General features: G+C 71.5%; 23 protein-coding genes. 3 read left to right on the top strand and 20 right to left on the bottom strand.

Going from position 1 to position 23,165, the window contains the following annotated elements; translation table 11 throughout:
- Positions 1 to 5: 5 nt before the first annotated feature.
- The 9 genes from P1V51_10805 to P1V51_10845 form a co-directional block, all read right to left on the bottom strand.
- A complete protein-coding gene (locus tag P1V51_10805) occupies positions 6 to 1,712 on the bottom strand; it encodes an N-acetylmuramoyl-L-alanine amidase (protein ID MDF1563525.1) in 1,707 nt (568 codons plus the stop codon).
- Between the two features lie 99 nt (positions 1,713 to 1,811).
- Positions 1,812 to 3,089 carry a phosphopyruvate hydratase gene (gene eno, locus P1V51_10810; GenBank protein ID MDF1563526.1) on the bottom strand — a complete coding sequence of 426 codons (1,278 nt, stop codon included), beginning with the start codon at positions 3,087 to 3,089 and terminating at the stop codon, positions 1,812 to 1,814.
- A 160-nt stretch (positions 3,090 to 3,249) separates the two neighbouring features.
- Positions 3,250 to 3,432, bottom strand: a complete 183-nt coding sequence (locus P1V51_10815) for a hypothetical protein (GenBank protein MDF1563527.1) — start codon at positions 3,430 to 3,432, stop codon at positions 3,250 to 3,252.
- 354 nt (positions 3,433 to 3,786) lie between these two features.
- Positions 3,787 to 4,221, bottom strand: coding sequence for an SRPBCC family protein (locus P1V51_10820; GenBank protein MDF1563528.1), 435 nt, complete (start codon positions 4,219 to 4,221; stop codon positions 3,787 to 3,789).
- Positions 4,222 to 4,243: 22 nt separating this feature from the next.
- On the bottom strand, positions 4,244 to 5,203 hold the full coding sequence (gene glpX / locus P1V51_10825) for a class II fructose-bisphosphatase (GenBank protein MDF1563529.1): 960 nt from the start codon (positions 5,201 to 5,203) through the stop codon (positions 4,244 to 4,246).
- Between the two features lie 16 nt (positions 5,204 to 5,219).
- Positions 5,220 to 5,639, bottom strand: coding sequence for a thioesterase family protein (locus P1V51_10830; GenBank protein MDF1563530.1), 420 nt, complete (start codon positions 5,637 to 5,639; stop codon positions 5,220 to 5,222).
- Positions 5,636 to 6,958, bottom strand: coding sequence for a homoserine dehydrogenase (locus tag P1V51_10835; GenBank protein ID MDF1563531.1), 1,323 nt, complete (start codon positions 6,956 to 6,958; stop codon positions 5,636 to 5,638). The genes P1V51_10830 and P1V51_10835 overlap by 4 nt, the downstream gene beginning before the upstream one ends.
- The gene (locus tag P1V51_10840; GenBank protein MDF1563532.1) at positions 6,955 to 7,557 is read right to left on the bottom strand and encodes a hypothetical protein; all 603 of its coding nucleotides are present in this window, start codon (positions 7,555 to 7,557) and stop codon (positions 6,955 to 6,957) included. The genes P1V51_10835 and P1V51_10840 overlap by 4 nt, the downstream gene beginning before the upstream one ends.
- The gene (locus P1V51_10845; protein MDF1563533.1) at positions 7,554 to 8,744 is read right to left on the bottom strand and encodes an HTH domain-containing protein; all 1,191 of its coding nucleotides are present in this window, start codon (positions 8,742 to 8,744) and stop codon (positions 7,554 to 7,556) included. The genes P1V51_10840 and P1V51_10845 overlap by 4 nt, the downstream gene beginning before the upstream one ends.
- Before the next feature lie 71 nt (positions 8,745 to 8,815).
- On the opposite strand from P1V51_10845, the gene P1V51_10850 reads away from it, so the two are divergent.
- The gene (locus tag P1V51_10850; protein MDF1563534.1) at positions 8,816 to 10,999 is read left to right on the top strand and encodes a hypothetical protein; all 2,184 of its coding nucleotides are present in this window, start codon (positions 8,816 to 8,818) and stop codon (positions 10,997 to 10,999) included.
- Here the strand turns inward: P1V51_10850 and P1V51_10855 are convergent, their stop codons facing one another.
- The 11 genes from P1V51_10855 to P1V51_10905 all read right to left on the bottom strand — a co-directional run bounded on the left by P1V51_10855 (position 11,000) and on the right by P1V51_10905 (position 21,093).
- Positions 11,000 to 11,737 carry a metallophosphoesterase family protein gene (locus P1V51_10855; protein MDF1563535.1) on the bottom strand — a complete coding sequence of 246 codons (738 nt, stop codon included), beginning with the start codon at positions 11,735 to 11,737 and terminating at the stop codon, positions 11,000 to 11,002.
- Between the two features lie 96 nt (positions 11,738 to 11,833).
- The gene (locus P1V51_10860) at positions 11,834 to 12,196 is read right to left on the bottom strand and encodes a PilZ domain-containing protein (protein MDF1563536.1); all 363 of its coding nucleotides are present in this window, start codon (positions 12,194 to 12,196) and stop codon (positions 11,834 to 11,836) included.
- A gap of 98 nt (positions 12,197 to 12,294) precedes the next feature.
- A complete protein-coding gene (locus P1V51_10865; GenBank protein MDF1563537.1) occupies positions 12,295 to 13,212 on the bottom strand; it encodes a PfkB family carbohydrate kinase in 918 nt (305 codons plus the stop codon).
- Positions 13,213 to 13,237: 25 nt separating this feature from the next.
- On the bottom strand, positions 13,238 to 14,113 hold the full coding sequence (gene mtnP, locus P1V51_10870) for an S-methyl-5'-thioadenosine phosphorylase (GenBank protein ID MDF1563538.1): 876 nt from the start codon (positions 14,111 to 14,113) through the stop codon (positions 13,238 to 13,240).
- A 52-nt stretch (positions 14,114 to 14,165) separates the two neighbouring features.
- Positions 14,166 to 15,296 (bottom strand): 23S rRNA (adenine(2503)-C(2))-methyltransferase RlmN, encoded by a 1,131-nt coding sequence (gene rlmN / locus P1V51_10875; GenBank protein MDF1563539.1) that lies wholly within the window; start codon positions 15,294 to 15,296, stop codon positions 14,166 to 14,168.
- Positions 15,293 to 16,657, bottom strand: a complete 1,365-nt coding sequence (locus P1V51_10880; protein ID MDF1563540.1) for a hemolysin family protein — start codon at positions 16,655 to 16,657, stop codon at positions 15,293 to 15,295. The genes rlmN and P1V51_10880 overlap by 4 nt, the downstream gene beginning before the upstream one ends.
- Before the next feature lie 72 nt (positions 16,658 to 16,729).
- Positions 16,730 to 17,155, bottom strand: a complete 426-nt coding sequence (gene ndk / locus P1V51_10885; GenBank protein ID MDF1563541.1) for a nucleoside-diphosphate kinase — start codon at positions 17,153 to 17,155, stop codon at positions 16,730 to 16,732.
- A 100-nt stretch (positions 17,156 to 17,255) separates the two neighbouring features.
- Positions 17,256 to 18,137, bottom strand: coding sequence for a succinate--CoA ligase subunit alpha (gene sucD / locus P1V51_10890; GenBank protein ID MDF1563542.1), 882 nt, complete (start codon positions 18,135 to 18,137; stop codon positions 17,256 to 17,258).
- Between the two features lie 4 nt (positions 18,138 to 18,141).
- A complete protein-coding gene (sucC, locus tag P1V51_10895) occupies positions 18,142 to 19,308 on the bottom strand; it encodes an ADP-forming succinate--CoA ligase subunit beta (GenBank protein MDF1563543.1) in 1,167 nt (388 codons plus the stop codon).
- A 77-nt stretch (positions 19,309 to 19,385) separates the two neighbouring features.
- Positions 19,386 to 20,324, bottom strand: a complete 939-nt coding sequence (gene mdh / locus P1V51_10900; protein MDF1563544.1) for a malate dehydrogenase — start codon at positions 20,322 to 20,324, stop codon at positions 19,386 to 19,388.
- Positions 20,325 to 20,700: 376 nt separating this feature from the next.
- Positions 20,701 to 21,093, bottom strand: a complete 393-nt coding sequence (locus tag P1V51_10905; GenBank protein MDF1563545.1) for a DUF4870 domain-containing protein — start codon at positions 21,091 to 21,093, stop codon at positions 20,701 to 20,703.
- 158 nt (positions 21,094 to 21,251) lie between these two features.
- On the opposite strand from P1V51_10905, the gene pyk reads away from it, so the two are divergent.
- Both pyk and P1V51_10915 read left to right on the top strand, forming a co-directional pair.
- On the top strand, positions 21,252 to 22,670 hold the full coding sequence (gene pyk, locus P1V51_10910) for a pyruvate kinase (GenBank protein ID MDF1563546.1): 1,419 nt from the start codon (positions 21,252 to 21,254) through the stop codon (positions 22,668 to 22,670).
- Positions 22,671 to 22,712: 42 nt separating this feature from the next.
- Positions 22,713 to 23,165, top strand: a 453-nt coding sequence (locus P1V51_10915) for a hypothetical protein (protein MDF1563547.1), incomplete at its 3' end; no start/stop codon positions are given.

Below are 23,165 nucleotides of genomic sequence, written 5' to 3' on the forward strand. Positions count from 1 at the left end.
GTGACTTAGCCCGGGGAGAGACCGAGCGCCACGGTGCGGCGCTGCTCGAGGAAGGCCTTGACCCCCTCGACGATGCCGTCGGCCAGCTCCTCCTGGTAGGCCTTCGTGCCCAGGCGCTTCTCCTCGGTGGGGTTGGAGATGAAGCTGGTCTCGACCAGCACCGCCGGCATCTTCGCCCCGAGGAGGACGTAGAAGAGCGCCGACTTCACGCCCATGTTGCGCACGTCCGAGTACTTCGCCGAGAGCTCGCTCATCGTCTTGCGCTGCACCGCGCGCGCCAGGGTCGCCGACTCCTCGACGTTCGAGCGCTTGGCCAGGTCGGCCAGGATCAGCTGCAGGTCCGAGATCGAGCGCTCGGAGGTCTCGTTCTCCAGGGAGGCGAGGCGCACCGAGTAGCGGTCGCTGGAGACGTCCAGGTAGTAGGTCGAGACGCCCCGCCGGTCCCGCCGGGGGTGGGCGTTGGCGTGGATCGAGATGAAGAGATCGGCGCCCTCGCCGTTGGCGATGGCGGTGCGGCGCTCCAGGGCCACGAAGCTGTCGTCGTCCCGGGTGAGGACGACCTCCAGGCCCAGCTTCTCCAGGCGCTGGGCCACCTGCTTCGCCACCTTCAGCGTGACGTCCTTCTCTCGCAGGCCGCCCTTCCCCACCGCTCCGTGGTCCTTGCCGCCGTGCCCGGCGTCGACCACGACGCGCCGCACCTTGAGCCCGGCCTGCACCGAGAGGGGGATGTCCGGTCCGGCCTTCAGCTTCTGCTCCAGGGTGACGCCGCTGGCGCGATCGCCCTCGACCCGCACCTCGCGGCTCGCCAGGTTGGCGGGGGCGCCCTCGGCGCGCAGATCGATCACCACCCGATCGGGCTCGGTGAGGGTGAAGACCCGGGCCTGCTCCTTCCGCACGCCCTTGAGCACCACCCGCACGGTGTCGGGGGAGAACTGGCCCGCGCGGACCGTCTCGACGAGGTCGCCCTCGACCTCCAGCTCGGCGGGGGCCGCCTCGCCGAGCACCGTCTGCTGCAGATCGACGTAGAAGCGCGCCGGCCGCTCCTTCGCGTCGTCCGGAGGGATCTCGGCCTGACGGAAGCGGGCCGGACCCGAGAGGTGGAGCACGATCCGGGTCGTCCCCTCCTCGGTGGAGGTCCGCACCTCCCGCAGCTCGACCTTGCCCGCCACCGCCCGCGCGGCCGCCGGCGCCTTCGGGGCCGGCTTCGGGGCGTGGGCCGCGAGGGCCTTCACCTGCGCCCGCGCCGTCGGTGCCATGTCACCCTTCGGGTAGCGCTCGGCCGCCGCCGCGAAGTGCAGGTAGGCCTCGCTCGCGTCGCCGCCGTGGGCCAGCAGGATCTCGCCCATCAGGCAGAGGGCGTCGTCGGCCAGCTTGCTCCTCGGGTGGCGCTCGGCGAGGGCCTCGAAGGCGTCGAGGGCGCGGCGCAGATCCGAGCGCAGGCGGGAGACCTTGTAGAGGGACCAGCCGAGCTGCCCGGCGTTGTAGAGGGCGTCCGGGGCCCGGGGATGGGAGCGGTGCTCGGCCTCGAAGCGCTCGAAGCCCTCGAGGATCGGCAGGTAGCTGTCCCGGTAGCGCTGCCTCTTCTCGTCGGCCTTCAGGCCGAGGTAGGCGTCACGCACCATCTGGTACTCGCCCTCCGCGCTCGCCCGGGCGACGCCGGGGCGCAGCGCGAGGAGCAAGAGGATGGCCAGGAATGCCGCCCGGAGACGCATGCCCCGAAACTCGCACGGAGATCCGGGGTGCGCAAAATTATGGTCACTTTCCCGCCCCGGGTGGCCCGAGGTGGTACTCGCGGCGCCGCCCGCCGACAGTCAGCGTCCCAGCGCCGCCTTCCCCAGGTACCGCGCCTCGGCCCCGAGGGCCTCCTCGATGCGCAGCAGCTGGTTGTACTTGGCGATGCGGTCCGAGCGGCTGGCGCTGCCGGTCTTGATCTGGCCGGTCTGCAGACCCACCGCCAGGTCGGCGATGAAGGTGTCGGAGGTCTCGCCCGAGCGGTGAGAGACAACCGAGCGGTAGCCGTTGCGGGCGCCGAGCTCCACCGTCTCGATGGTCTCGCTGACCGTCCCCACCTGGTTGAGCTTGATGAGGATGGCGTTGCAGATGCCCTCCTCCATGCCACGCTTCAGGCGCGCGGTCTGGGTGACGAAGAGGTCGTCGCCCACCAGCTGCACCGAGCCGCCCACGGCCTTCGTCAGCTCGGCCCAGCCCGTCCAGTCGTCCTCGTCCATCCCGTCCTCGATGGAGACGATGGGATAGCGCTCGCAGAGCTCCTGGTAGAAGGCGACCAGCTCGGAGGGCTCGAAGGTGCGCCCCTCCCCCGCCAGCACGTACTTGCCGTCCTGGTGGAACTCGGAGGCGGCGACGTCCAGCGCCAGCGCGATCTGCTCGCCCGGCTGGTACCCCGCCTTCTCGATGGCCTCGACCAGCAGCTTGAGGGCCTCCTCGTTCGAGCCGAGGTTCGGCGCGAAGCCACCCTCGTCACCCACCGAGGTCGCGAGCTTCCGCTCGGCGAGGACCTTCTTGAGGGTGTGGAAGACCTCGGCGCCCCAGCGCAGGCCCTCCCGGAAGCTCTCGGCGCCCCAGGGCATGATCATGAACTCCTGGAAGTCCACGCTGTTGTCGGCGTGGGCCCCGCCGTTGAGCACGTTCATCATCGGCACCGGCAGGGTCCGCGCGGTGGCGCCGCCGAGGTAGCGATAGAGGGGCTCGCCCGTGAGGTTGGCGCCGGCCCGGGCCGCGGCCATGGAGACGCCCAGGAGGGCGTTCGCCCCCAGCTTCTCCTTGTTCGGCGTGCCGTCCAGCTCGAGGAGGCGCCGGTCGAGGGAGAGCTGCTCGTCGCAGGGGTGCCCGAGGAGCTCGGGGGCGATGACGTCGTTCACGTTGGCGACGGCCTGCAGGACGCCCTTGCCGAGGTAGCGCTTCGGGTCCTTGTCGCGGAGCTCGAGGGCCTCGTGGACGCCGGTCGAGGCTCCGGAGGGGACGGCCGCCCGGCCGAGGGCGCCGCCGGCGGTGAGCACCTCCACCTCGACGGTGGGGTTTCCACGGGAATCCAGGATCTCACGAGCACGGATGTCGACGATCTCGGTCACGACGGGCCTCCTCTTCGCCTTCGAGCGGGTACGAGATGGCGCGCAACCTACGCCCTACCTCGCCCCCCTGTCGAGGCGTCGAGACCCACCCCGCGTCACCTCCCGTCGGTGCGCGGCTCGCCCGGACTATGCGCGAGGGTGCGGGTGAAGCACCGGTCGTCTAGGCGGAGTAGTCGATGATGACCACGCCCCGATCCCGCTCGCCCTCTTCCGGGTCGGACGACTCGGGCCGGGCCGGAGCCTCGTCGCCGGGGATCGGCAGCCGCGGTTGCGGCCGCTCGGCCTCCCGACGTCGGGCCTCTTCCCGTCGCCGAATCTCCTCGATGATGAAGGTGTCGAGCATGGCTTCTTCGCTTCGTGCAGGTGGGGAAAGCTGCGACCCCCTGGGCGCTCCCCGGGAGGACACCACTTCCCACCTATTCCCTATGCAAGATCCGCAGCCAACTCCCGGTCTCTAACTCGATCTACGCTCGCTGCAGAAAAAAGATCCCCGAATTCGGCACAGATAGCGATGAAAGAGCCGATGATCACGGCGCGGCGCGTCAGACCCCACCTGGGCCCCCGAGGGCCCAAAAACGTGGCATTTCCTGCACAGCGCGTCCGAATTTCGTCACTCCGGGTCACAACCACAACCTAGCCTCTTCCGGGCAGAGAGCAACTCTCTCACCCTCGGGGTGGCCCGAAGTGATCGCCCTTCCTAGGTGGCGGCGCGCTCGATCCGCCGCTTGAAGGCCTCGAGGGTCGAGGGTAGCTGCTCGGCGGCCAGCCGGTTGGTGATCGACTCGGGCACGATCGCTCCGAGGGCCAGGGCGATCCGGTAGGTCGCCCGGGTGCGGCCCTCGCCGAGGGCCTGGAGCCGCCAGCCCCCCTCGTTGCGCTTCATGAAGTCGCCCTTCACGAGGGTCCAGTCCATCCGCTCGGGTGGCGCGAGAGAGAAGTCGAGGGTGTAGCGGATCCGCTTGAGGATCTGCAGCTCGAAGCTGGCCCGGACGCCGGTCTCACCCTCGCGGGAGTCGATCCGGGCCTCCTGCATGTCGGCCAGGAACTCGGGGTAGGCCTCGAAGTCGGTGATGACCTGCCAGACCCTCTCGAGGCCGGCGTCGATCTCGATGCTGCGCTCTGCCCATGCCATGACGCTCTCCTCCCCTCGCCCGCTACCCGTAGAAGGGCTCGCGGTCGAAGGTGTGCTCGGTCTCGATGAAGCGGACGGTCCCGGAGGCCAGGCGCATGACCACCGAGTGGGTGGAGGCCCCCCGGGCCCGGAAGCGCACGCCCCGGAGGAGGTCGCCGGTGGTCACGCCGGTGGCGGCGAAGACCACGTTGTCGCCGGCCAGCTCCTCGACGCGGTAGATCCGATCGAGGCCCCCGAGGGCGTCGGTCTCCGCCCGGGTCACCTCGTCGTGAGGCAACAGGCGCCCCTGCAGATCTCCCCCGGCGCAGCGGACGGCGGCGGCGGCGGCGATCCCCTCCTGGGCGCCCCCGATCCCCATGAGCACGTCGATCCCCGAGTGGGGGGTGCAGGTGGCCACCGCCCCGGCCACGTCGCCGTCCTGGATGAGGCGCATCCGGGCGCCGGCCCGCCGGATCTGCTCGACCAGCTCCTCGTGCCGCGGGCGGTCGAGGATGCAGACCGTGAGGTCGTCGATGTAGACCCCCTTCGCGTCGGCGATCCGCCGCAGGTTGTCGATCGGGGGGAGGGAGAGATCGATCGCGCCGCGCGCCCGGGGGCCGACCGCGATCTTCTCCATGTAGGTGGCCGGTGCCCGGAGGAACTGCCCCGCCGGGGCCAGCGCCACCACCGAGATGGCGTTCGGCAGGCCGGTCGCGCAGAGGCGCCGGCCCTCGAGGGCGTCGATCACCACGTCCATCCGCGGCGCGCCGTTCTCCACGCCCTCGCCCAGCGTGGCGCCGACGGAGAGGGCGCCGTCCACGAGGCCCCGGCTCTCTCCGATGACCACCTCTCCGGCGATCTCGACCGAGGCGAAGGCCTTGCGCACCGCGCCGATGGCGGCGGAGTCGCAGGCGTCGGCGTCGCCGCGGCCCATGAGGCGGGCGGAGGCCAGGGCGGCAGCCTCGGTCACCCGGACGACTTCCAGTGCGAGATTCCTCTCCATGGCTTCCCTCTCTAGTTCACTCTCCCCGGGCCGTCAGGAGGGCCGCGCGCAGCCGGTCGGGCAGGCGCCGCAGGCGCCCCCCCTCCCCCAGGCAGGCGTGCACCGTGTGGCCCGAGACCAGGAGCGTGTCGTCGGCGCTGCGGTAGAGCTCGTAGTCGAAGCGCAGCTGCACCCGGCCCACGCTGGAGACCCAGGTGTCGAGGCGGAGCAGATCGTCGTAGCGGGCGGGCTCCTGGTAGCGCGCCTGCGCCTCGACCACCGGGAGGATGAAGCCCTCGGCCTCCACCTCGCGGTAGGGGATCTCCCGGGCGCGGCAGAGCTCGTTGCGGCCCACCTCGAAGAAGCGGAAGTAGTTCGCGTAGTAGACGACGCCCATCTGATCGGTGTCGCCGTAGATCACGCGGATCGGATGCGACACCCGGGAGGGGGCGCTCATCCCTCGTCCTCCGGGAGGATCCAGAGCCGCCGGGGCGGCGCCGCCAGGAAGGGCAGCGCGGCGATGGCCGAGATCGCGCGGGCCAGGTCCCCCTCGAGGCAGGGGTGGGTGATCACGACCACCGGCACCGGGCGGGGGTCGCCCGGGGAGTGGCGCGACTGCTCGACCGCCGAGAGGGAGACCCCGGCGTCGCCCAGGGCCGTGGCGAGGCTCCCGAGGACCCCGGGGCGATCCTCGACCTCGAAGTGGAGGTAGGCCGCGGCGCGGTGCTCCCCGGGCGGCAGGAGGCGGGCCTCCTGCATCTCGGTGTCCCGCACCGAGCGGGCCGGCACGCGGCCGGCGGTCCCCAGCCGGAGGTTGCGGGCGCACTCGACGAGATCCGACACCACCGCCGAGCCGGTGGGCAGGCTGCCCGCGCCGGCGCCGACCAGCAGGCTGCTCCCGAGGGCCTGGGCCTGCAGCATCACCGCGTTGTCCGCCCCCCGCACCGCGGCGAGGGGGGAGCGCACCGGCACCAGGGTCGGGCGCACCGCCAGGGCCAGCCGACCGTCCTCGCCCCGGGTGGCGGTGGCCAGCAGCTTCACCATCTGCCGGCGCTCGCGGGCCTCCTGCACGTCGGCCCGGGCGATGCCGGTGATGCCGACGGTGGGGATGTCGCCCGGATGGACCCGCACCCCGAAGCCGATGGCGGCCAGGAGCGCCAGCTTCTCGGCCGCGTCCCGCCCCTCGACGTCGGAGCTGGGGTCGGCCTCGGCGTAGCCGGCGGCCTGCGCCCCCGCGATGGCCTCCTCGAGCGCGCAGTCCTCGTTCCACATCCGATCGAGGATGTAGTTGGTCGTGCCGTTGAGGATGGCGGTGATCCCCTCGAGGCGATCGGAGGCCAGCCCCTCCCGCAGGGTGCGGATCACCGGCAGGCCGCCGCCGACCGCCGCCTCGTAGAAGACGTCGAGGGCCTTCTCCCGGGCCAGCGCGAAGATCTCGTCACCGTGGTGAGCCAGCAGGGTCTTGTTGGCGGTCACCACGTGCTTGCCCCGGGAGAGGGCGCCGAGGACGGCCTCCCGGGCCGTGTCGGTGCCGCCCATCACCTCGACGACGATCTGGATCCGGGGATCGTCGAGGACGGCGGCGAGGTCGGTGGTGAGCTCCAGCCCCTCGAGCTCGAGCTCCCGGGGCCGCTGCGCGTCTCGCACCAGCACCTTCCGGATGACCGGCCGCGCTCCCAGGCGCGCCTCGATCTCGGCGCCGTGGGAGCGCAGGATGTGGAGGACGCCCGAGCCGACGTTGCCGAGCCCGAGCAGTCCGATGGAGATCTCGCTCATGGCGTGGCGGTGGCCGGCAGCTCGTAGCGCACCAGCTGCAGGGAGGCGGCGGGCACTCTGCCCCTCCCCTGCACCTCGGCCCAGGTCTCGAAGCGCACCAGCCCGACCTCCGGGCAGTAGACGTCACGCTTGAAGAGCAGGGTCGAGGCGTCCTGCCGGTTCTCCGCCAGCACCACCACGCAGCCCTCGAAGTTGCCGGCCGGCGTGGTCTGCCGCACCCCGACGTTCTCGATCTGGTAGCGCTCCGTGCTGCTCACGCTCACCACCGAGTTCCAGCGGGTGCCCTTCACCAGGGGACCCTTGAGGAGGTAGCGGGCCGGGCTGCGCAGGCCGTCGCCGTCGAACTGATAGCGCTCGCTCTCGCTGTCCACGAACCAGCCGGCGTCCTCGCTGACCACCGAGACGCTGCGGCTCACCTTCTGGCCCAGGAGGGTCCCCTCGTAGTGCCAGGTGTTCCCGACGGCGAGGGGAAAGAAGGGCTCGACGCTCGCACGGGCCGGCGCGCCCACCTGCTCCTCGGCGGCCGGCGCGTGCGCGCAGGCTCCGGCCAGCATCAGGGTGATCCCGAGCAGGGCCAGCGTGGCGGGCGCGCGCTTCATTCCTCGTCTCCCCGGAAGAGGCGCAGGGCGGTCTCGTCGACCGTGACCCGCTCCTCGTAGGCGTAGCGGACACCGACGCCGAGCTTCAGGCAGAGCTCGGCGAGGGCGGTGCCGTCCAGGATCAACACCGTCGGGCGGGAGGCGTCCTCGGCCTGCGCCCGCGCGGCGGAGCTCGCCTTGCCGCGGCTCACCAGGACCCCGATGCTGGCGCCGTTGCCGGCCTGCTCCGCCCGCAGCTGCTCGATGTCGTCGACCCGCAGGTCGCCGCTGCCGTGGTCCACCCGGATGGCGATCCGGATCCGCGCGGCGCCGAAGGCCACCTTGGCGGTGAAGAGGGGCGAGCCGTCGGCGGCCCGGGAGGCGGTCCTGAAGCCCTCGAGCCCCATCCGCATCCCGAGGGCCCGCACCACGCCCTCGAGCTCGTCGCCGTGGAGCTTGCGCAGGAAGGGCACCAGCTGCCGGACGGCCTGCCGGCTCTGCTCCTCGTTGCGCCGGGGGCGCGGATCTTCCGGCGGACCGGCGTCGTTGAGGGGCGGCCGCAGGGTGATGCGATCGCCCTCGAGCTCGAAGGTGCCGGCGAGGCCGGCCGCGAGGGCCCGCTCGGTGTCGGCAGCGGCCAGGGTGCGCAGCCCATCGATGTCGGTCGGGAAGCCCTCGGGCAGGTTCTCCTGCCGGGGGATCGCGTCCGCGATGTAGAGCAGATCGATCGGGCCTCCGCCGACCTCGCGCACCAGGGCGACCAGCGCCTCGATCTGCGTCTCGCCCTCCCGTGCGCGGCGGCGCCGGCGGCGCGAGCGCGCGCGGGCCTGCTTCTCGATGGTGTCCCAGCGTCCGGTGCGCTCGGCCTCGGAGGCCAGCCGCGCCTCCTTCAGGGGCATGGGGTTGCGCTCGGGTCCGCGCAGGGGCGGCCCCTCCCCTCGATCGGGGGAGAGGATCTCCTCGACGGCCTCGGGGACGTGGGTGAGCCCCCAGGAGGCCAGCCCGAAGATGCCGGCCTCGGTGGCCACCAGCTCTCCCGGCGGCTCGCGCGAGGCCATGGCGGCCAGGCGCGATCGCATGACGGATTCGGGCAGGCGCCCGGTGTGGGAGAGCAGGTCCTTTTCGAGGGCCGCGGCAGTGATGGCCTCGAAGTGCATCGGCTCTCCGGCGGCACGTAGAACTTCCAGAGCGGCTTCGTAGTAAGTCATGGGCGGGGGAATCTAGACCAGGCTCGACCCTTTGTGGAGCTTCGAGACACTCGGGTACCCTCGGGGCTCCCATGTTGCGCCTCGGATTCAGCCTCCACCCGGACCTCGATCGCGATCTGGGGGCCCTCGCCGGCCTCCCCTCGGTCCTCCTCGCGGAAGAGACCGAGGTCCTCCACCTGGAGGTCGACGGAGTCGAGCTCCTGGCCGGACACGGGGAGGAGCGCCTCGAGCGGCTCCTGGAGGAGCTGCTGCGCCTGGGGGAGATCCTGGCCGGCGGCGCCGAGGCGGCGACCGCCCACTTCGGCCCCGAGCCCGTGGAGCTGGCGATCCAGCGCGGCGACGACGAGGCCTGGCTCTCCCTGCTGATCCCGGGGATGCCGCCTCGCCTCCTCCTTCACCACCACCCGGTCCCCCTGGCGGATCTGCTCGGCCAGATCGCCGGGCTCGCCCGCTCGGTCGCCGGCCGGCTGGGCGGCGGCGAGCCCGCCCTCGATCGCCTCCGGCGGCGCCTCGTCACCCGGGCCGATCACCTCTGCCGCCCGCCTGCCCCCCGCCGCGCCCCCCGCGCCCGGCCCCCGGCGATGGAGCTCCCGGGCGCCGGCCGCTGGCGGCGCTCCCTGCCGGGCGGCGCCGAGCTCGCCCTGGAGGTCGATCCCGTCACGCCGCCGGGAGGTGCCCTGCCCTCGGTCGTGCTCGGGGAGCTCTCCCTGGGGGACTGGCGGCACCGGGGACCGCTCCTGCCCTTTCTCGAGGGGCTGCTCGAGGAGCTGAACGCGGCCCTGTCCACCCTCGACGACGAGAGCTTCCCCGCCCTCCCCCTCGGGGAGGCCACCCTCCACCCCGCCCCGCAGGGCAGGGCCTCCCTCCTGGCCGGGGCGACGCTCCCGATCGGCCCGGGGCGGATCATCGCCTTCTTCCTCGAGGTTTACGGGGACTACCTCGAGTCCTGCATGAAGGCGTCCCGGGCCGCGGGGGAGCGGCCTCCGGCGCGCCTCGCCGAGGCGGACGAGGCACGCCGCGCCCTCCTCTACCGCCTCGGCCTCGAGGAGGTGGCGGGCGGCCTGCCGCTCCCCGCCGCGCCCCCGGAGCCCCCGGCCCGCCCCGGCCAGGCGCCCTCCTTCGGCCCGGGTGACCTGCGCCACGTGGGCCTGCGCCGCCAGTGGGTGCGGGAGCACCCGCTCGAGGGCACGCGGGCGCTGCTGACGCACCACCGATGCCTGGTCCTCGCCGGAGAGGGAGGCCTGGCCCTGATCGACGCTCGCGCCGGCGACCTCTGCCGCTCACTCCCCGAGGGCCGCGGGGCCCTGCCGGTGCCGGGCCACCCCGACCTCCTGATCCGGAGCGGGGAGGCCCTCGAGCGGCGGGGCGCCGGCGGCGCGCTGCGCTGGCGGAGGGAGGTCGGCCCCCTCGCGGCGGAGCCGGCCCTCGCCGGGGCCCGGCGGCTCCTCCTCCTCGAGGCCGGCCGCCACCTCCACTGCCTCGACGCCGGGAGCGGGGAGACCCTCTGGCGCAGCCTCTCGGCCACCGATCCCGCCGCCCGCCGCTGGCTGCGGCCCCTCGGCGCGGCCCTGCTCCTCCTCGACGAGTCGGGGGCCGTCGAGCTCTTCGATCCCCACGGGCACGGTGAGGTGCGGGGCCGCCTGCCCCTGCGCCCGGATCGTTCCCCGCTGCCCCTCCCGGGGGGCGGCCTGCTGGTCCTCGGGCGGCGAGAGGGCGGCCCCGGAGCGCTCCTCCTGCGACCCGAGGGGCCGAGCGGGCCGGCCGCGCCCGGCCTCCCCCTGCCCCCCCTGCGCTCCCTCGAGGGCGCGCTCCCCCGGGGCGGGCGCCTCCTGCTCTGGGGCCGGGACGGGGAGGAGACCTCGTCCCTCTGGTCGCTCCGGCTGGACGGCGCCGAGGCCCGCCTGCTGCTGCGGGCCCCCGGGCCCCTGACGCTCGAGGCCTGGCGAGGGGGGTGGCTGGCGGTGGACGGCCGGGGCCACGCGCACGCCTCGGGCAGCCCCGGCGCGAGCCTGCCCCTCGAGCTCGGCGAGGGCCCGGTCGGGCTCCTGCGCTTCGGGGAGATCGTGATCGCCACCGCCGAGCACCTGGCGGTCGTCCATCGATCGGGATCGCGCCGCCTGGGTGCCCTGGAGCTGGGCCCGGCCGAGGGGCCCGTGATCCTGCGACGGGGGCCGGGGCGCTCCTTCAGCCTGGTCGACGGACACGGCTGCCTGCAGCGCTTCTCCGTCGCCGGCCACCTCTCGGTGGTCGTCTAGCTAGATCCCCAGGAAGAGTCGCTTGCCGAAGTTCAGGGCGAGCTCGGCGTCGAAGATCTTCCGGGCGGCGGCCTCGATGTCGTACTCGACCCGGACGTACTCGAAGGTCCGGGCGTTGGTGTCGAAGACGCCGCAGCAGGCCCGGTTGTCGTAGTCCCGGGGCTGCCCCACCGAGCCCACCGTGATGATGTAGTTGTAGCCCTTGCGCACGCCGAAGCGCTGGGCCACCACGTCGTGGGCGTCATCCGTCCCCAGGGCGAAGGACTTGCAGAGGTGGGAGTGGCCGATGAAGTTCACGTCCGAGAGCTGACCACGCAGGGGCAAGAGCTCCCGGGCCTGCTCCAGGGCGAAGACGTAGGCGTACTCCTCGGGAGAGATCGGGCTGCCGTGGGTGTAGCAGAGGCCCAGCTCCTCGTCCCGGATCTGGTAGGGCAAGGAGGTCAGCCAGTTGAGGTTGTCCTCGGAGAGGTGGTTGCGGCACCAGTCGAGGGCGTGGCGGGCGGCGTCGTAGTAGTAGGAGTAGTCCATCCTCCCGGCCACCGCGGCGTCGTGGTTGCCCAGGACGCAGACCTCCGCGACCTCCCGCACCCGGCTGCAGCACTCGTCCGGCTGCGCCCCGTAGCCCACCACGTCGCCCAGGCAGATGTAGCGGTCGATCTCGAGGCCCGAATACGCCTCGAGGACCGCCTCGAGGGCGTCCAGGTTGCCGTGTACGTCGGAGAAGATGCCGATCCGCATAGCTGCTCGAAAGCCCGCCTCCGGGGCCCTACCCCCCGCTCCGAGTGTGGGCCAAGGCCGGGAGACATGCAACGACTCCGGCGGCCGCCGCGAAGATCAGCTGGCCAGCCTCCGGGTCACGTAGGCGTCGATCGACTTCCAGAGCGCCGGCGCGAGCGGGTGGAAGGAGAGCCCCATCCCCGCCGGGAGCCCCCCCTGGTGCCCGATCGCGCGACTCCAGACCACCGTGGCCTTCGCCTCGAGATCGACGCCGCCCTCCTCGAGGGTCCAGCGGATGCTCAGCACCGTCCCATCGGGGATCGGCGTGGCCGTGCGGATGAACACTCCCCCGAGGGAGATGTTCTCCATCCGGGCGAAGAGCGTGATCTTGCTGGTCTCGATCCAGCAGCGCTCCCCGATCTCGGCTCTCGGGTGGGCGCGTTGGGCAGTGGTGTCGTGCATGTGGATGGGGGGGTTCACCCATTCTACGAAACCGGGAGCGATTCCACCAGGAATCCCTCACCCTGGCCCCCCCGGCCGTCTGCGTCTCGACGCTCCGCATCCCGGTCCCGGTCCGTCTAGTGAGGGAGGGGCTCGAAGCGGGTGAGCTCGACGAAGCCCTCGAGCCGCTCCTGGAGCTCCTCCCGGGAGGCCTCCCAGAGCCGGTCGAGGCCGAAGCCCTGCACCGCGAAGGAGGCCAGTGCGCTGCCCGCGACCATGGCCTGACGCAGGGTCTCGGCGTCGACCTTCCCCTTCCCGGCCAGGTAGCCGGTCAGGCCGCCGGCGAAGCTGTCGCCGGCGCCGGTGGGATCCACGACGTCGGTCAGCGGCATGGCCGGGACGAAGAAGGGCTTGGCGTCGCCGACGAAGAGCATGGCGCCGAACTCGCCCCGCTTGATGATGACGATCTGGGGGCCCAGCTTCTGGATGGCCGCCGCCGCCTTCACGATGTTCTTCTCGCCCGAGAGCATCCGCGCCTCGGTGTCGTTGACCAGGAGCAGGTCCACCCGGGCGATCGTCTTCAGGAGCGCCTCGCGCTTGCCCTCGATCCAGAAGTTCATGGTGTCCAGGGCGATGAGCTCGGGGTCCTCGAGCTGGTCGATGATCTTCCCCTGGATGTCGGGATCGTTGTTGGCGAGGAAGACGAAGCGGCTGTCCCGGAAGCTCTCGGGCAGGACCGGATCGAAGGTCGCCAGGACGCCCAGCTTGGTGTCGATCGTCTTCGCGTCGCCGAAGTCCTCGCCGTACTCGCCGGTCCAGCGGAAGGACTCACCCTCGGTGCGCTCGACGCCGCTGCAGTCGATCCCGCGCTTGCCCAGCTCCGCGAGGGGCTCCTCGGGGAAGTCGGCGCCGATCACCGAGACGACCCGCACCGGGTGGAAGAAGGCGGCGGTGGTCGAGCTGAAGGTGGCCGCGCCGCCGATCACCTCCGGGCGGTGACCGGCCGGAGACTTGAGGTTGTCGATGGCCATCGAGCCCACGACGAGTAGGGACATGTTGCTGCTCCGGTGGCTGGAGGGGTCAGGAGAGGTGGCGATCGACCAGGAGGGCCAGCCGCTCGCGCGCCTCGGCCGGGATGTGATCCGGCGAGGTCATGATGGCGTGCTGGAGGGCGTTCGGGCAGGCGCAGGGCCGCTCGGTGGAGAGGCGCTCGGCGACCCCCCGGATGACGGCCTGGGCCCGCTGCACGTTCTGCCGCAGGGTCTCGAGCACCGAGGCGACGCTGACATCGTCGTGACCGTCGTGCCAGCAGTCGTAGTCGGTGGCCAGGGCGAGGGTCGCGTAGCAGAGCTCCGCCTCCCGGGCGAGCTTCGCCTCGGGGAGGTTGGTCATCCCGATCACCGAGACGCCCCAGCTGCGGTAGATGTTGGACTCGGCGCGGGTGGAGAAGGCCGGCCCCTCCATGCAGATGTAGGTGCCGCCCTCGTGCACCGCCCCGCCCTCCTCGGGCTGGGTGGCCTTCGCCGCCGCGGTGATGAGGCCGCCCAGGCGGTTGCAGATGGGGTCGCCGAAGGCCACGTGCGCCACGATCCCGTCGCCGAAGAAGGTGGGCACCCGCTGCCGGGTCCAGTCGAAGAGCTGATCCACGATGACGACGTCACCGGGGTGGATCTCCTCCTTCATCGAGCCCACGGCCGAGACCGAGAGGATCTGCTCGACCCCCAGCTTCTTCAGGCCCCAGATGTTCGCCCGGTTGTTGATCTCCGAGGGCATCAGGCGATGCCCCACCCCGTGGCGGGGGAGGAAGACCAGGGTGGTCTCCCCGAGCCGGCCCCGGACGTAGGCGTCGGAGGGCTCACCGAAGGGGGTCGAGAGCTCGATGCGCTCGACGTCCTTCAGGTCGGGGAGATCGTAGAGGCCGCTGCCTCCGAGGATTCCGAGGGTGGGTCCAGACATAGGGGGCGCTTCCTACCGCACCGCGGGCGCCTTGCGCAATGCCGGTACCCTGCTAGCCACGCGCGGCGAGCTGTCCGCAGGCCGCGTCGATGTCCCGGCCGCGGGAGCGGCGGATCACCGCCGTGAGGCCCCTGCGCTCCAGACGGGCCCGGAAGGCCTCGATCCGGTCGTCGCCGGGGCGCCGGAACATGAAGGGCCCCGAGTGCCCGTCGTCCCCGACGCCGGGCTCCACCTCGTTGAAGGCGATCAGGTTCACCTTCGCCGGCAGATCGGCGAGGAGATCGGCCAGGCGATCGGCGTCCTCGAGCTCGTCGGTGACGCCGGCCAGCAGCACGTACTCGATCGTGACCCGCCTCCCCCGCCGCGTGGGCAGGTTCCGGCAGGTTCGGATCACCTCGGCCAGGGGCCAGCGGCGGTTCAGCGGCATCAGGTGATCGCGGACCTCGTCGGTGGTGCCGGTGAGGGAGAGGGCCACCTTCACCTCGGTCTCCCGCCCCAGCCGCTCCAGCTGCGGCACCAGGCCCGCCGTGCTGACCGTCACGTGCCGGTGGGAGAAGTCGGGGCCCATCGGGTCCAGGAGGACGTCCAGCGCCGACTTGAGGGCCTCGTAGTTGTGGAGGGGCTCCCCCATCCCCATGAAGACCAGGTTGGTCAGGGGTCGGGGTCCCTTCAGGCCCTCCTCCACCAGCAGGTCGTTCACGGCGTGGACCTGGGCCACGATCTCGCTGGCGGAGAGCTGCCGCACCAGCCCGAGGGTGGCCGTCATGCAGAAGGCGCAGCCCATGGCGCAGCCCACCTGGGAGGAGACGCAGAGGGTCTTGCGGGTGGGCGGCACCTCGCCGGCGGCCCCCGCCGCGCGCTCCTCCCGATCCCACTCGGGGATGTAGACCGACTCGATGAGGTGCCCGTCGTGGGTGCGGAAGGCGAACTTCATCGTCCCGTCGCTGGAGCAGTGGGTCCGGTCGAGGGTGAGGGGCCGCGGCGGGTCCAGCTCCTCGAGGCGCTCCCGCAGGTCGGCCGGCAGGTTGGTCATGGCGCCGAATTCGGGCTGGCGCCGGAAGTGGAGCCACTGGAAGAGCTGGTCTCCGCGGTAGCGGGGCATCCCCAGGCGCTCGACCAGGAAGTCGGTCAGGGCCTGGCGTCCGAGGCCCCGCAGGTCCAGGGTTCCGGTCTGTTCGCTCATCGGGAGCTCTCCCTGCCGTCCTTGCGCGCCACCGCGGCGGCGTAGCTGCCGGTCACGCCCTCCGGCCGCACCAGGCGGGCCTGGGGCGAGGCGTCGACCCACTCCCCCACCCGGAAGACCTCCACCCGCCCGACCCGCCGCTCGTCGGCGGAGCGGACCACGAAGGCGTAGCCCCGGAAGCGCACCATCGTGCCGACGTCGGGCACCCGCCCGGCGGTGGCCGTGATGAAGCCGCCGACGGACTCGTAGTCCCCCTCCTCGGGGAACTCCACCTCGAGGCGCTCCTCGAGGTCCCGCAGGTGGGTGCTGGCCTCCACCAGCAGGTGGCCGTCGGCCAGGCGCCGGATGCCGACCCCCAGCTCGTCGGTCTCGTCGTGGATCTCCCCGACGATCTCCTCGACCACGTCCTCGAGGGTCACCACGCCGCTGGTGCCGCCGAACTCGTCGACCACGATGGCCATGTGGGTGTGGCGCTTCTGCATCTCCTTCATGAGCCGGGAGACCTTCATCACCTCCGGCACGAAGAAGGGGGGCTTGAGCAGCGAACGCAGGTCGAATTGCTCGTCCTCCCGCAGGGCGCCGAGGAGCTCCTTGGCGAAGAGGACCCCCACCACCGAGTCGACGTTGCCCTGGTAGACGGGGATCCGGCTCTTCTCGGAGCGCTGCACCACCTCGAGGATGTTCGCGCGGCTCTCCTCCACGTCCAGGGCGATCATCTGGGTGCGGGGCACCATGATCTCCTTGGCCAGGAGGTCGGTGAACTCCAGCACGCTGGAGAGCAGCTCTCGCTTCACGCCCTTGATGGCGCCGGTCTCGGAGCCCAGCCCGATCAGGAAGTCGATCTCCTCGCCGGTGACCGGCGGGGGCTTCTCGCTGCCGTGCGCGCTGCGCGAGACCGCGAGCGAGATGGTGTCGAGGAGCCAGATCGCCGGGAAGAGCCCGTAGTAGAAGGGGCGCAGCATCCGGATGCAGGGCACCGCCCAGCGCTCGGCCTGCTCCCGGGCCAGGGTCTTCGGGGTGATCTCGCCGAAGACGAGCACCACGAAGGTCATCACGCCGGTGACGATGGCCAGGGCCGCCGAGCCGAAGAGGCCCAGGGCGATCTCGGTGGTCAGGGCCGTGGCCCCGATGTTCACCAGGTTGTTGCCCAGGAGCAGCGCCGTCAGCACCCGCCGGGGCTGCTCGATCCAGAGATCGAGCGCCCGCGCGCTGTCGCCGAGGCGATCCCGCAGCGCCCGCGCCCGCGCCTCACCGAGGCTCGAGAGGGCGGTCTCCGTCCCCGCGAAGAAGAACGAGCCCACCAGCAAGAGGATGAGCACCGCCAGGTCGAGGAAGGACCAGGGTTCCGGAGGGGGTTCCAAGACTCGAAGATCGTAGCAGTCGGCTCCCCGGGCCCGCAATCGTGCAGGCCACGGGGCGCCGGGGGAGGCCCGCTAGCCCTGGTGGACTTCCAGGCCGCGGAAGAACCAGCCGGTCTCGAAGGCGGCGGTCTCGACGGCGTCGGAGCCGTGGACCGTGTTCTCCTCGATGTTGCTGGCGTAGAGCTTCCGGAGGGTGCCCTCGTCGGCGTTCTCGGGGTTGGTCGCGCCCATGATGCCGCGCCAGCGGGCGATGGCGTCCTCGCCCTCGAGGATCATCAGCACCACCGGACCCCGGGTCATGAAGGTGACCAGGTCGGCGAAGAAGGGGCGCTCCTTGTGGACGGCGTAGAAGCCCTCGGCCTCCCGCTTGGAGAGGTGCTGCATGCGCATCGCGACGGGGGTGAGCCCCTCCTCGAGGATGCGGTCGATGATCTTGCCGACGACCTTCTTCTCGACGCCGTCGGGCTTGATGATGGCGAGGGTGCGCTCGGTGGCCATGGGTGACTCCTTGGTGAAATCGGGTCGAAAAAGGAAAAGGGCGACGCCCCATAGCACATGGAGCGCCGCCCGTGAAAAGGGATCGGATCCCCTCGATCGGCTAGGCCGCCTCGAGGGCCGCCTTCATGGTGGTGCCGAGCTCGGAGGGGGACTCGGCCACGGCCACCCCGGCCTCCTTGAGGGCCGCGATCTTCTCGGCCGCGGTGCCCTTGCCGCCCGCGATGATCGCGCCGGCGTGGCCCATCCGCTTGCCCGGAGGGGCCGTCCGGCCCGCGATGAAGCCGGCGACCGGCTTCTTCATGTTCTCGCGGATCCAGGCGGCGGCCTTCTCCTCGTCGTTGCCGCCGATCTCGCCGATCATGATCACGCCCTCGGTCTCGGGGTCCTCGTTGAAGAGCTCGAGGACCTCGACGAAGCCGAGGCCGTGGATGGGGTCACCGCCCATGCCGATGGCGGTCGTCTGGCCCATCCCGATGGCGCCGAGCTGACCCACGGCTTCGTAGGTCAGGGTGCCCGAGCGGGAGATCACGCCGATCTTGCCGGGGGTGTGCACGTGGCCCGGCATGATGCCGATCTTGCACTGCCCCGGGGTGATGATGCCCGGGCAGTTGGGGCCGAGCAGGCGGGTCTTGCTCTGCTTCTCGAGGAAGGCCCGCACCGGGACCATGTCCTGGATCGGGATGCCCTCGGTGATGCAAACCGCCAGGGGCAGCTCGGCGTAGGCGGCCTCGAGGATCGCGTCGGCCGCGAAGGGCGGCGGCACGAAGATGACGGAGGCGTTGGCGCCGGTCTCCTTCGCCGCCTGCTCGACGGTGTCGAAGATCGGGACCTTGCCCTCGAACTTGGTGCCGCCCTTCCCCGGGACGACGCCGGCCACCACGTTGGTGCCGTACTCCATCATCTGGCCGGTGTGGAAGGCGCCGGCGCCGCCGGTGATGCCCTGAACGATGAGCTTGGTGTCCTTGTTGACGAGAATGGCCATCGCTTCAGCCCTCCTTCACCGCGGAGACGACCGCAGCTGCCGCATCGCCCATGGACTGGGCGGGGATGATCTTCAGGCCGGAGTTCTCGAGGATCTCCCGGCCCTTCTCCACGTTGGTGCCCTCGAGCCGGACGACGAGCGGGACCTCGAGGCCCAGCTCCTTCGCCGCCGCGACGACGCCCTCGGCGATGACATCGCACTTCATGATGCCGCCGAAGATGTTCACGAGCACGCCCTTCACGGCGTCGTCCTCGAGGATGATCTTGAAGGCCTCGGTGACCTTCTCGGTGGTCGCGCCGCCGCCGACATCCAGGAAGTTCGCCGGCTCGCCGCCGTGGAGCTTGATGATGTCCATGGTGGCCATGGCCAGGCCCGCGCCGTTGACCATGCAGCCGATGTTCCCGTCGAGGGCGATGTAGGAGAGGTCGAACTTCTTGGCCTCGGTCTCCTTCGGGTCCTCCTCGCTGAGGTCCCGGTACTCCTCGATGTCCTGGTGGCGGTACATCGCGTTGTCGTCGAAGGACATCTTGGCGTCGAGGGCCACGACCTCGCCGGCCTTGGTCACGACCAGCGGGTTGATCTCGGCCAGGGAGGCGTCGCTGTCGACGTAGGCCTGGTAGAGGGCCTTGGCGAACTTCACGAACTGCTTCGCCGCGTTGCCCTCGAGCTCGAGCCCGTAGGCCAGGGAGCGGCCCTGGAAGTCGCGCAGCCCCAGGACCGGGTCCACGGCGGCCTTCAGGATCTTCTCGGGGGTCTCGGCCGCGACCTTCTCGATCTCGACGCCGCCCTCGGTGGAGGCCATGAGCACCACCTGGCCCCGCTCACGGTCGAGGGTGAGCCCGACGTAGAGCTCCCGGGCGATGTCGCAGCCCGCCTCGACCAGCACCTTCTCCACCCGCTTGCCCTCGGGGCCCGTCTGGTGGGTCACGAGCTGCATTCCCAGGATCTCCCGGGCCCGCTCCTCGGCCTCCGCCGGCCCCTTGGCCAGCTTCACGCCGCCGCCCTTCCCGCGGCCGCCCGCGTGGATCTGGGCCTTGACCACCACCACGTCGGTGCCGATCTCCTGGGCGGCCATCTTGGCCTCCTCGGGAGTGCGCGCCACCCGGCCCTCCAGGGTGGTGACCCCGTAGCGCCGCAAGATCTCCTTGGCTTGATACTCGTGAACCTTCATTGGCTTCCTCTGTTGAAGACGGCGGCCCTCGCACTCACGAGGGCCGCCGTCGTGAACTTCTGGTGTCTGCTATCGGTCTAGCCGAGGCGGGTCTTGGTCTCCTCGACGACCTTCTTCACGGCCTCGAGGCTGTTCGCCAGCTCGGCCTTCTGGTCGTCGGTGAGCTTCACCTCGATCACCTTCTCGACGCCCTTGGCCGAGATCTTGGCCGGCACGCCGATGTAGTAGCCGTCGATGCCGTACTCGCCCTCGCAGAGGCAGGCGCTGGGCAGGATCCGGCCCTGGTCGAGGATGTAGGCCTCGGCCATGGCGATGGCGGAGGCGGCCGGGCTGTAGAAGGCCGAGCCGTTCCCGAGCAGGCCCACGATCTCACCGCCGGCCTTGCGGACCCGGGACTCGATGGCGTCGAGGCGCTCGGCCGAGATCAGCTCGTTGACGGGGATGCCGCCCACCGAGCAGTAGGAGCGCAGGGGCACCATGGTGTCGCCGTGGCCGCCGAGCACGATGGCCTGGACGTCCTTCACGGAGACGTCGAGCTCCATCGCGACGAAGGAGCGGTAGCGGGCGGTGTCGAGGACGCCGGCCATGCCGACGACGCGCTCCTTCGGGAAGCCCGTGATCTCCTTCATGGCGTAGACCATGGAGTCGAGGGGGTTCGAGATGACGATCACGAAGGCGTTCGGGCAGTGCTCCTTGATGTTGGTCGCGACGTCCTTGATGATCTTCACGTTGGTGTCGAGCAGGTCGTCCCGGCTCATGCCCGGCTTGCGGGGCACACCGGCGGTGACGATGCAGACGTCGGCGCCCGCGCAGTCCTTCCAGTCGCTGGTGCCGGTGATGCGAGCGTCCCAGCCGTCGACGGGGCTGCCCTCGAAGAGGTCGAGGGCCTTGCCCTTGGCGGTGCCCTCGGCGATGTCGAAGAGGACGACGTCGCCGAGCTGCTTCATGCCCGCCCAGTGAGCCAGGTTGCCGCCGATCATGCCGGCGCCGATCATCGCGATCTTCGTGCGTGCCATGGGAGTGTCTCCTTCTGGTGGGCTCGTCCCGGAGTTCGGTTGGCCCGTTATGGTTCGTTCAGGCGTGTACGGGAGCGGCGCGCATCGTGCCGACGCCGGTTACTGCGGAGGTCAGGCGAGTGGCCCCCTCTGTCTCGCCGAGTTGGACCGTAGGTCCCCCACCCGCGGATGGCAGCGCTCCACCGAGGGCTCGAAGGAGTCCCCTAAAGGCACGGCCGAGAGCATCGAGGAGAGAGTGCATGGCAACGAGCTAGGAGGTGGGTGCGGAGTACCTAGCCCGCCCCCCGGGGGGGGTCAAGACGCACTCGACCCCTCCAGGGCGAGGCCTGGAAGGGTCGAAGGGACGCGGAAGAGGGCGCGGGGCCCCTTCAGGCGCCTACCACTTCTCGGCGAAGCTCGAGACGACCGGGATCTTCCAGCGCTCGCCGCCGAAGGCCTTCACCATCGCCACGATGTCGAGGACGAAGAGGCCGAGCTGGGCGAAGATGGCGAGGAGGCCGATGATCATGCCGAGGATCGGGATGAAGCCCAGGATCGTGCTGGCGATCATCAGCGCGATGGAGGTGCCGCAGAGGGTCAGGCCCTGCTTGGAGTGCCAGCGGATGAAGTCGCTGTCCTTCACGGTCAGGTAGGGGATCAGGGCGAAGATCCCGAAGTAGGACAGGAAGATCATCGCGGCGTCCTGGTCGCGCTTCTCGGTGGCCATGTCGGCGGCGGGGGCCGAGGCGGGCATCGAGCCGTTGGCCTGGTCCTGAGTCTGGTTCTCCATCTTCCGTCTCCTAGAAAAAGGGTTGGGATCGTCGGTGGAGGGTCCCCCGACCGCTGACGACCGGCGGGACCCTAACGACCCGCCCTGGGCGGGTCAAGCGAACCTTTCTGACGCCTCGCACCATTCCTCTGGCGCGGCCCTTCGCGGTAGAGGGCCCCATGCGCAAGACCAAGATCATCTGCACCCTCGGCCCGGCGAGCGACACGCCCGAGGCCATCCTCGCCCTCATCGAGAACGGGATGGACTGCGCCCGGCTGAACTTCTCCCACGGTGATCACGAGAGCCACCGCCGCACCTACGATCGGGTGCGGGAGGCCGCGGCGAAGGCCGGGCGGCCGGTGGCGATCCTCCAGGACCTGCAGGGCCCGAAGATCCGGGTCGGCCGCCTGGCGGGCGGGAGCCGGGCGCTGGAGGAGGGGGCGCGGATCACGCTGGTGAGCGGCGCCGTGGAGGCCACCGGGGACGAGGTGCCGGTGGACTACCCCGGGCTCGCCGGGGACCTGCGGGTGGGTGACCCCATTCGCCTCGACGACGGCCTGCTGGGCCTCGAGGTCGAGGCCATCGAGGGCGACCGGGTCGTCGCCCGGGTCGTGGACGGCGGCCTGCTCAAGGACCGCAAGGGCGTGAACCTGCCGGGCTCGGCGGTCTCCCTGCCCTCCCTCACCGACAAGGACAAGGCCGACCTCGAGCTGGGCCTCGAGCTGGGCGTCGACTTCGTGGCCCTCTCCTTCGTGCGGGGCCCCGAGGACCTCGAGGCGGTGCGCCCCTACCTGGGGGATCCGGCCGAGGGCGGCACGCCGCTGATCGCCAAGCTGGAGCGTCCCCAGGCCGTCGACTGCCTCGACGAGGTCATCGCCGCCGCCGACGGCCTGATGGTGGCCCGGGGCGACCTGGGGGTCGAGCTGCCCCTGGAGCGGGTGCCGATCATCCAGAAGCTGGCCATCGAGAAGATCAACGCCTGCGGCAAGCTGGTGATCACCGCCACCCAGATGCTGGAGTCGATGACCCGCTCGAGCCGCCCCACCCGCGCCGAGGTCTCGGACGTGGCCAACTCGGTCTACGACGGCACCGACGCCGTGATGCTCTCCGGCGAGACGGCCAGCGGCGAGCACCCCATCGAGGCGGTGCGCACGATGAGCAAGATCGTCCGGGAGGTGGAGGCCTCCGAGCGCTTCCGCCAGGGGCACGCCCGGTCCTTCATGACCAGCCTCCCCACCTTCCAGAACGCCGCCGCCCGGGCCGCCGTGCAGGCGGCCAGCGATCTGGGCATCGGCACCATCGTGGCCTTCACCGAGTCGGGGCGGAGCGCCGAGCTGATCTCCGAGTACCGCCCCGAGGCCCGGATCCTCGCCTTCTCCCCGGTGGCGCGGACCCTCCAGCGGATGGCCCTGACCTGGGGCGTGGTGCCCATGCACTGCCGCCGCTTCGACTCCACCGACGCGATGTTCGGCGCGGTGGAGACCGACCTGCTCTCCCGCGGGCTCTGCCAGTCGGGGGACGCCATCATCCTGGTGGCCGGCGTGCCGCCCAACCAGCGCCAGTCGACCAACCTGGTCAAGCTGCACCGGGTGGGCTGACGGCTGCTTGACCTGCCGCACGCAACGGGGGACCTTTCGCGGGTGATGCGCCTTCCCCTCGCCGCCCTCGCCCTGACGCTGCTGGCCCTGCCCGGCCTGGCCCGGAGCCAGGACGAGGAGGCACCCGCCGAACCCACGGCCGCGCCGGCGGGCGCGGCGGCCGCCGCGGAGGCCCCCGCCGAGCCGAAGCCCGCCCCGGCGCCGGAGAAGAAGGCGGCGGAGCCGGCGAAGGAGGAGGAGCCCGCGCCGGAGCCGGAGCCCGAGAAGGCGACCGCGCCGGCAAAGGAGGCGGCGCCGGCCCCCGCGCCGGCCGAGGAGGCAACCCCCTCCCCTGCACCGGCGAAGGCGTCCCCGAAGAAGGCCGCGCCGAAGCCGAAGGCGCCCGCCCCGCCGCCGCCCGCGCCGAAGACGGAGCCGAAGCCTGCGCCGGAGCCGAAGCCGGTCCCCGCGCCCGCACCCACGCCCGCGCCGGAGACGAAGACCCCGCCCCCCCCG

The sequence above is a fragment of the Deltaproteobacteria bacterium genome, assembly GCA_029210625.1.
Classification (GTDB): Bacteria; Myxococcota; Myxococcia; order SLRQ01; family SLRQ01; genus JARGFU01.

Excerpts from the sequence above, each read along its gene's own strand:
- mtnP (MDF1563538.1), bottom strand. The coding sequence starts at position 14,113 with ATGTCTGGACCCACCCTCGGAATCCTCGGAGGCAGCGGCCTCTACGAT.
- P1V51_10845 (MDF1563533.1), bottom strand. The coding sequence starts at position 8,744 with ATGACTTACTACGAAGCCGCTCTGGAAGTTCTACGTGCCGCCGGAGAG.
- rlmN (MDF1563539.1), bottom strand. The coding sequence starts at position 15,296 with ATGAGCGAACAGACCGGAACCCTGGACCTGCGGGGCCTCGGACGCCAG.
- P1V51_10855 (MDF1563535.1), bottom strand. The coding sequence starts at position 11,737 with ATGCGGATCGGCATCTTCTCCGACGTACACGGCAACCTGGACGCCCTC.
- glpX (MDF1563529.1), bottom strand. The coding sequence starts at position 5,203 with ATGGAGAGGAATCTCGCACTGGAAGTCGTCCGGGTGACCGAGGCTGCC.
- P1V51_10820 (MDF1563528.1), bottom strand. The coding sequence starts at position 4,221 with ATGGCATGGGCAGAGCGCAGCATCGAGATCGACGCCGGCCTCGAGAGG.
- P1V51_10805 (MDF1563525.1), bottom strand. The coding sequence starts at position 1,712 with ATGCGTCTCCGGGCGGCATTCCTGGCCATCCTCTTGCTCCTCGCGCTG.
- sucD (MDF1563542.1), bottom strand. The coding sequence starts at position 18,137 with ATGGCCATTCTCGTCAACAAGGACACCAAGCTCATCGTTCAGGGCATC.
- mdh (MDF1563544.1), bottom strand. The coding sequence starts at position 20,324 with ATGGCACGCACGAAGATCGCGATGATCGGCGCCGGCATGATCGGCGGC.
- sucC (MDF1563543.1), bottom strand. The coding sequence starts at position 19,308 with ATGAAGGTTCACGAGTATCAAGCCAAGGAGATCTTGCGGCGCTACGGG.
- P1V51_10835 (MDF1563531.1), bottom strand. The coding sequence starts at position 6,958 with ATGAGCGAGATCTCCATCGGACTGCTCGGGCTCGGCAACGTCGGCTCG.
- P1V51_10850 (MDF1563534.1), top strand. The coding sequence starts at position 8,816 with ATGTTGCGCCTCGGATTCAGCCTCCACCCGGACCTCGATCGCGATCTG.
- pyk (MDF1563546.1), top strand. The coding sequence starts at position 21,252 with ATGCGCAAGACCAAGATCATCTGCACCCTCGGCCCGGCGAGCGACACG.
- ndk (MDF1563541.1), bottom strand. The coding sequence starts at position 17,155 with ATGGCCACCGAGCGCACCCTCGCCATCATCAAGCCCGACGGCGTCGAG.
- P1V51_10830 (MDF1563530.1), bottom strand. The coding sequence starts at position 5,639 with ATGAGCGCCCCCTCCCGGGTGTCGCATCCGATCCGCGTGATCTACGGC.
- P1V51_10905 (MDF1563545.1), bottom strand. The coding sequence starts at position 21,093 with ATGGAGAACCAGACTCAGGACCAGGCCAACGGCTCGATGCCCGCCTCG.
- P1V51_10865 (MDF1563537.1), bottom strand. The coding sequence starts at position 13,212 with ATGTCCCTACTCGTCGTGGGCTCGATGGCCATCGACAACCTCAAGTCT.
- P1V51_10815 (MDF1563527.1), bottom strand. The coding sequence starts at position 3,432 with ATGCTCGACACCTTCATCATCGAGGAGATTCGGCGACGGGAAGAGGCC.
- P1V51_10840 (MDF1563532.1), bottom strand. The coding sequence starts at position 7,557 with ATGAAGCGCGCGCCCGCCACGCTGGCCCTGCTCGGGATCACCCTGATG.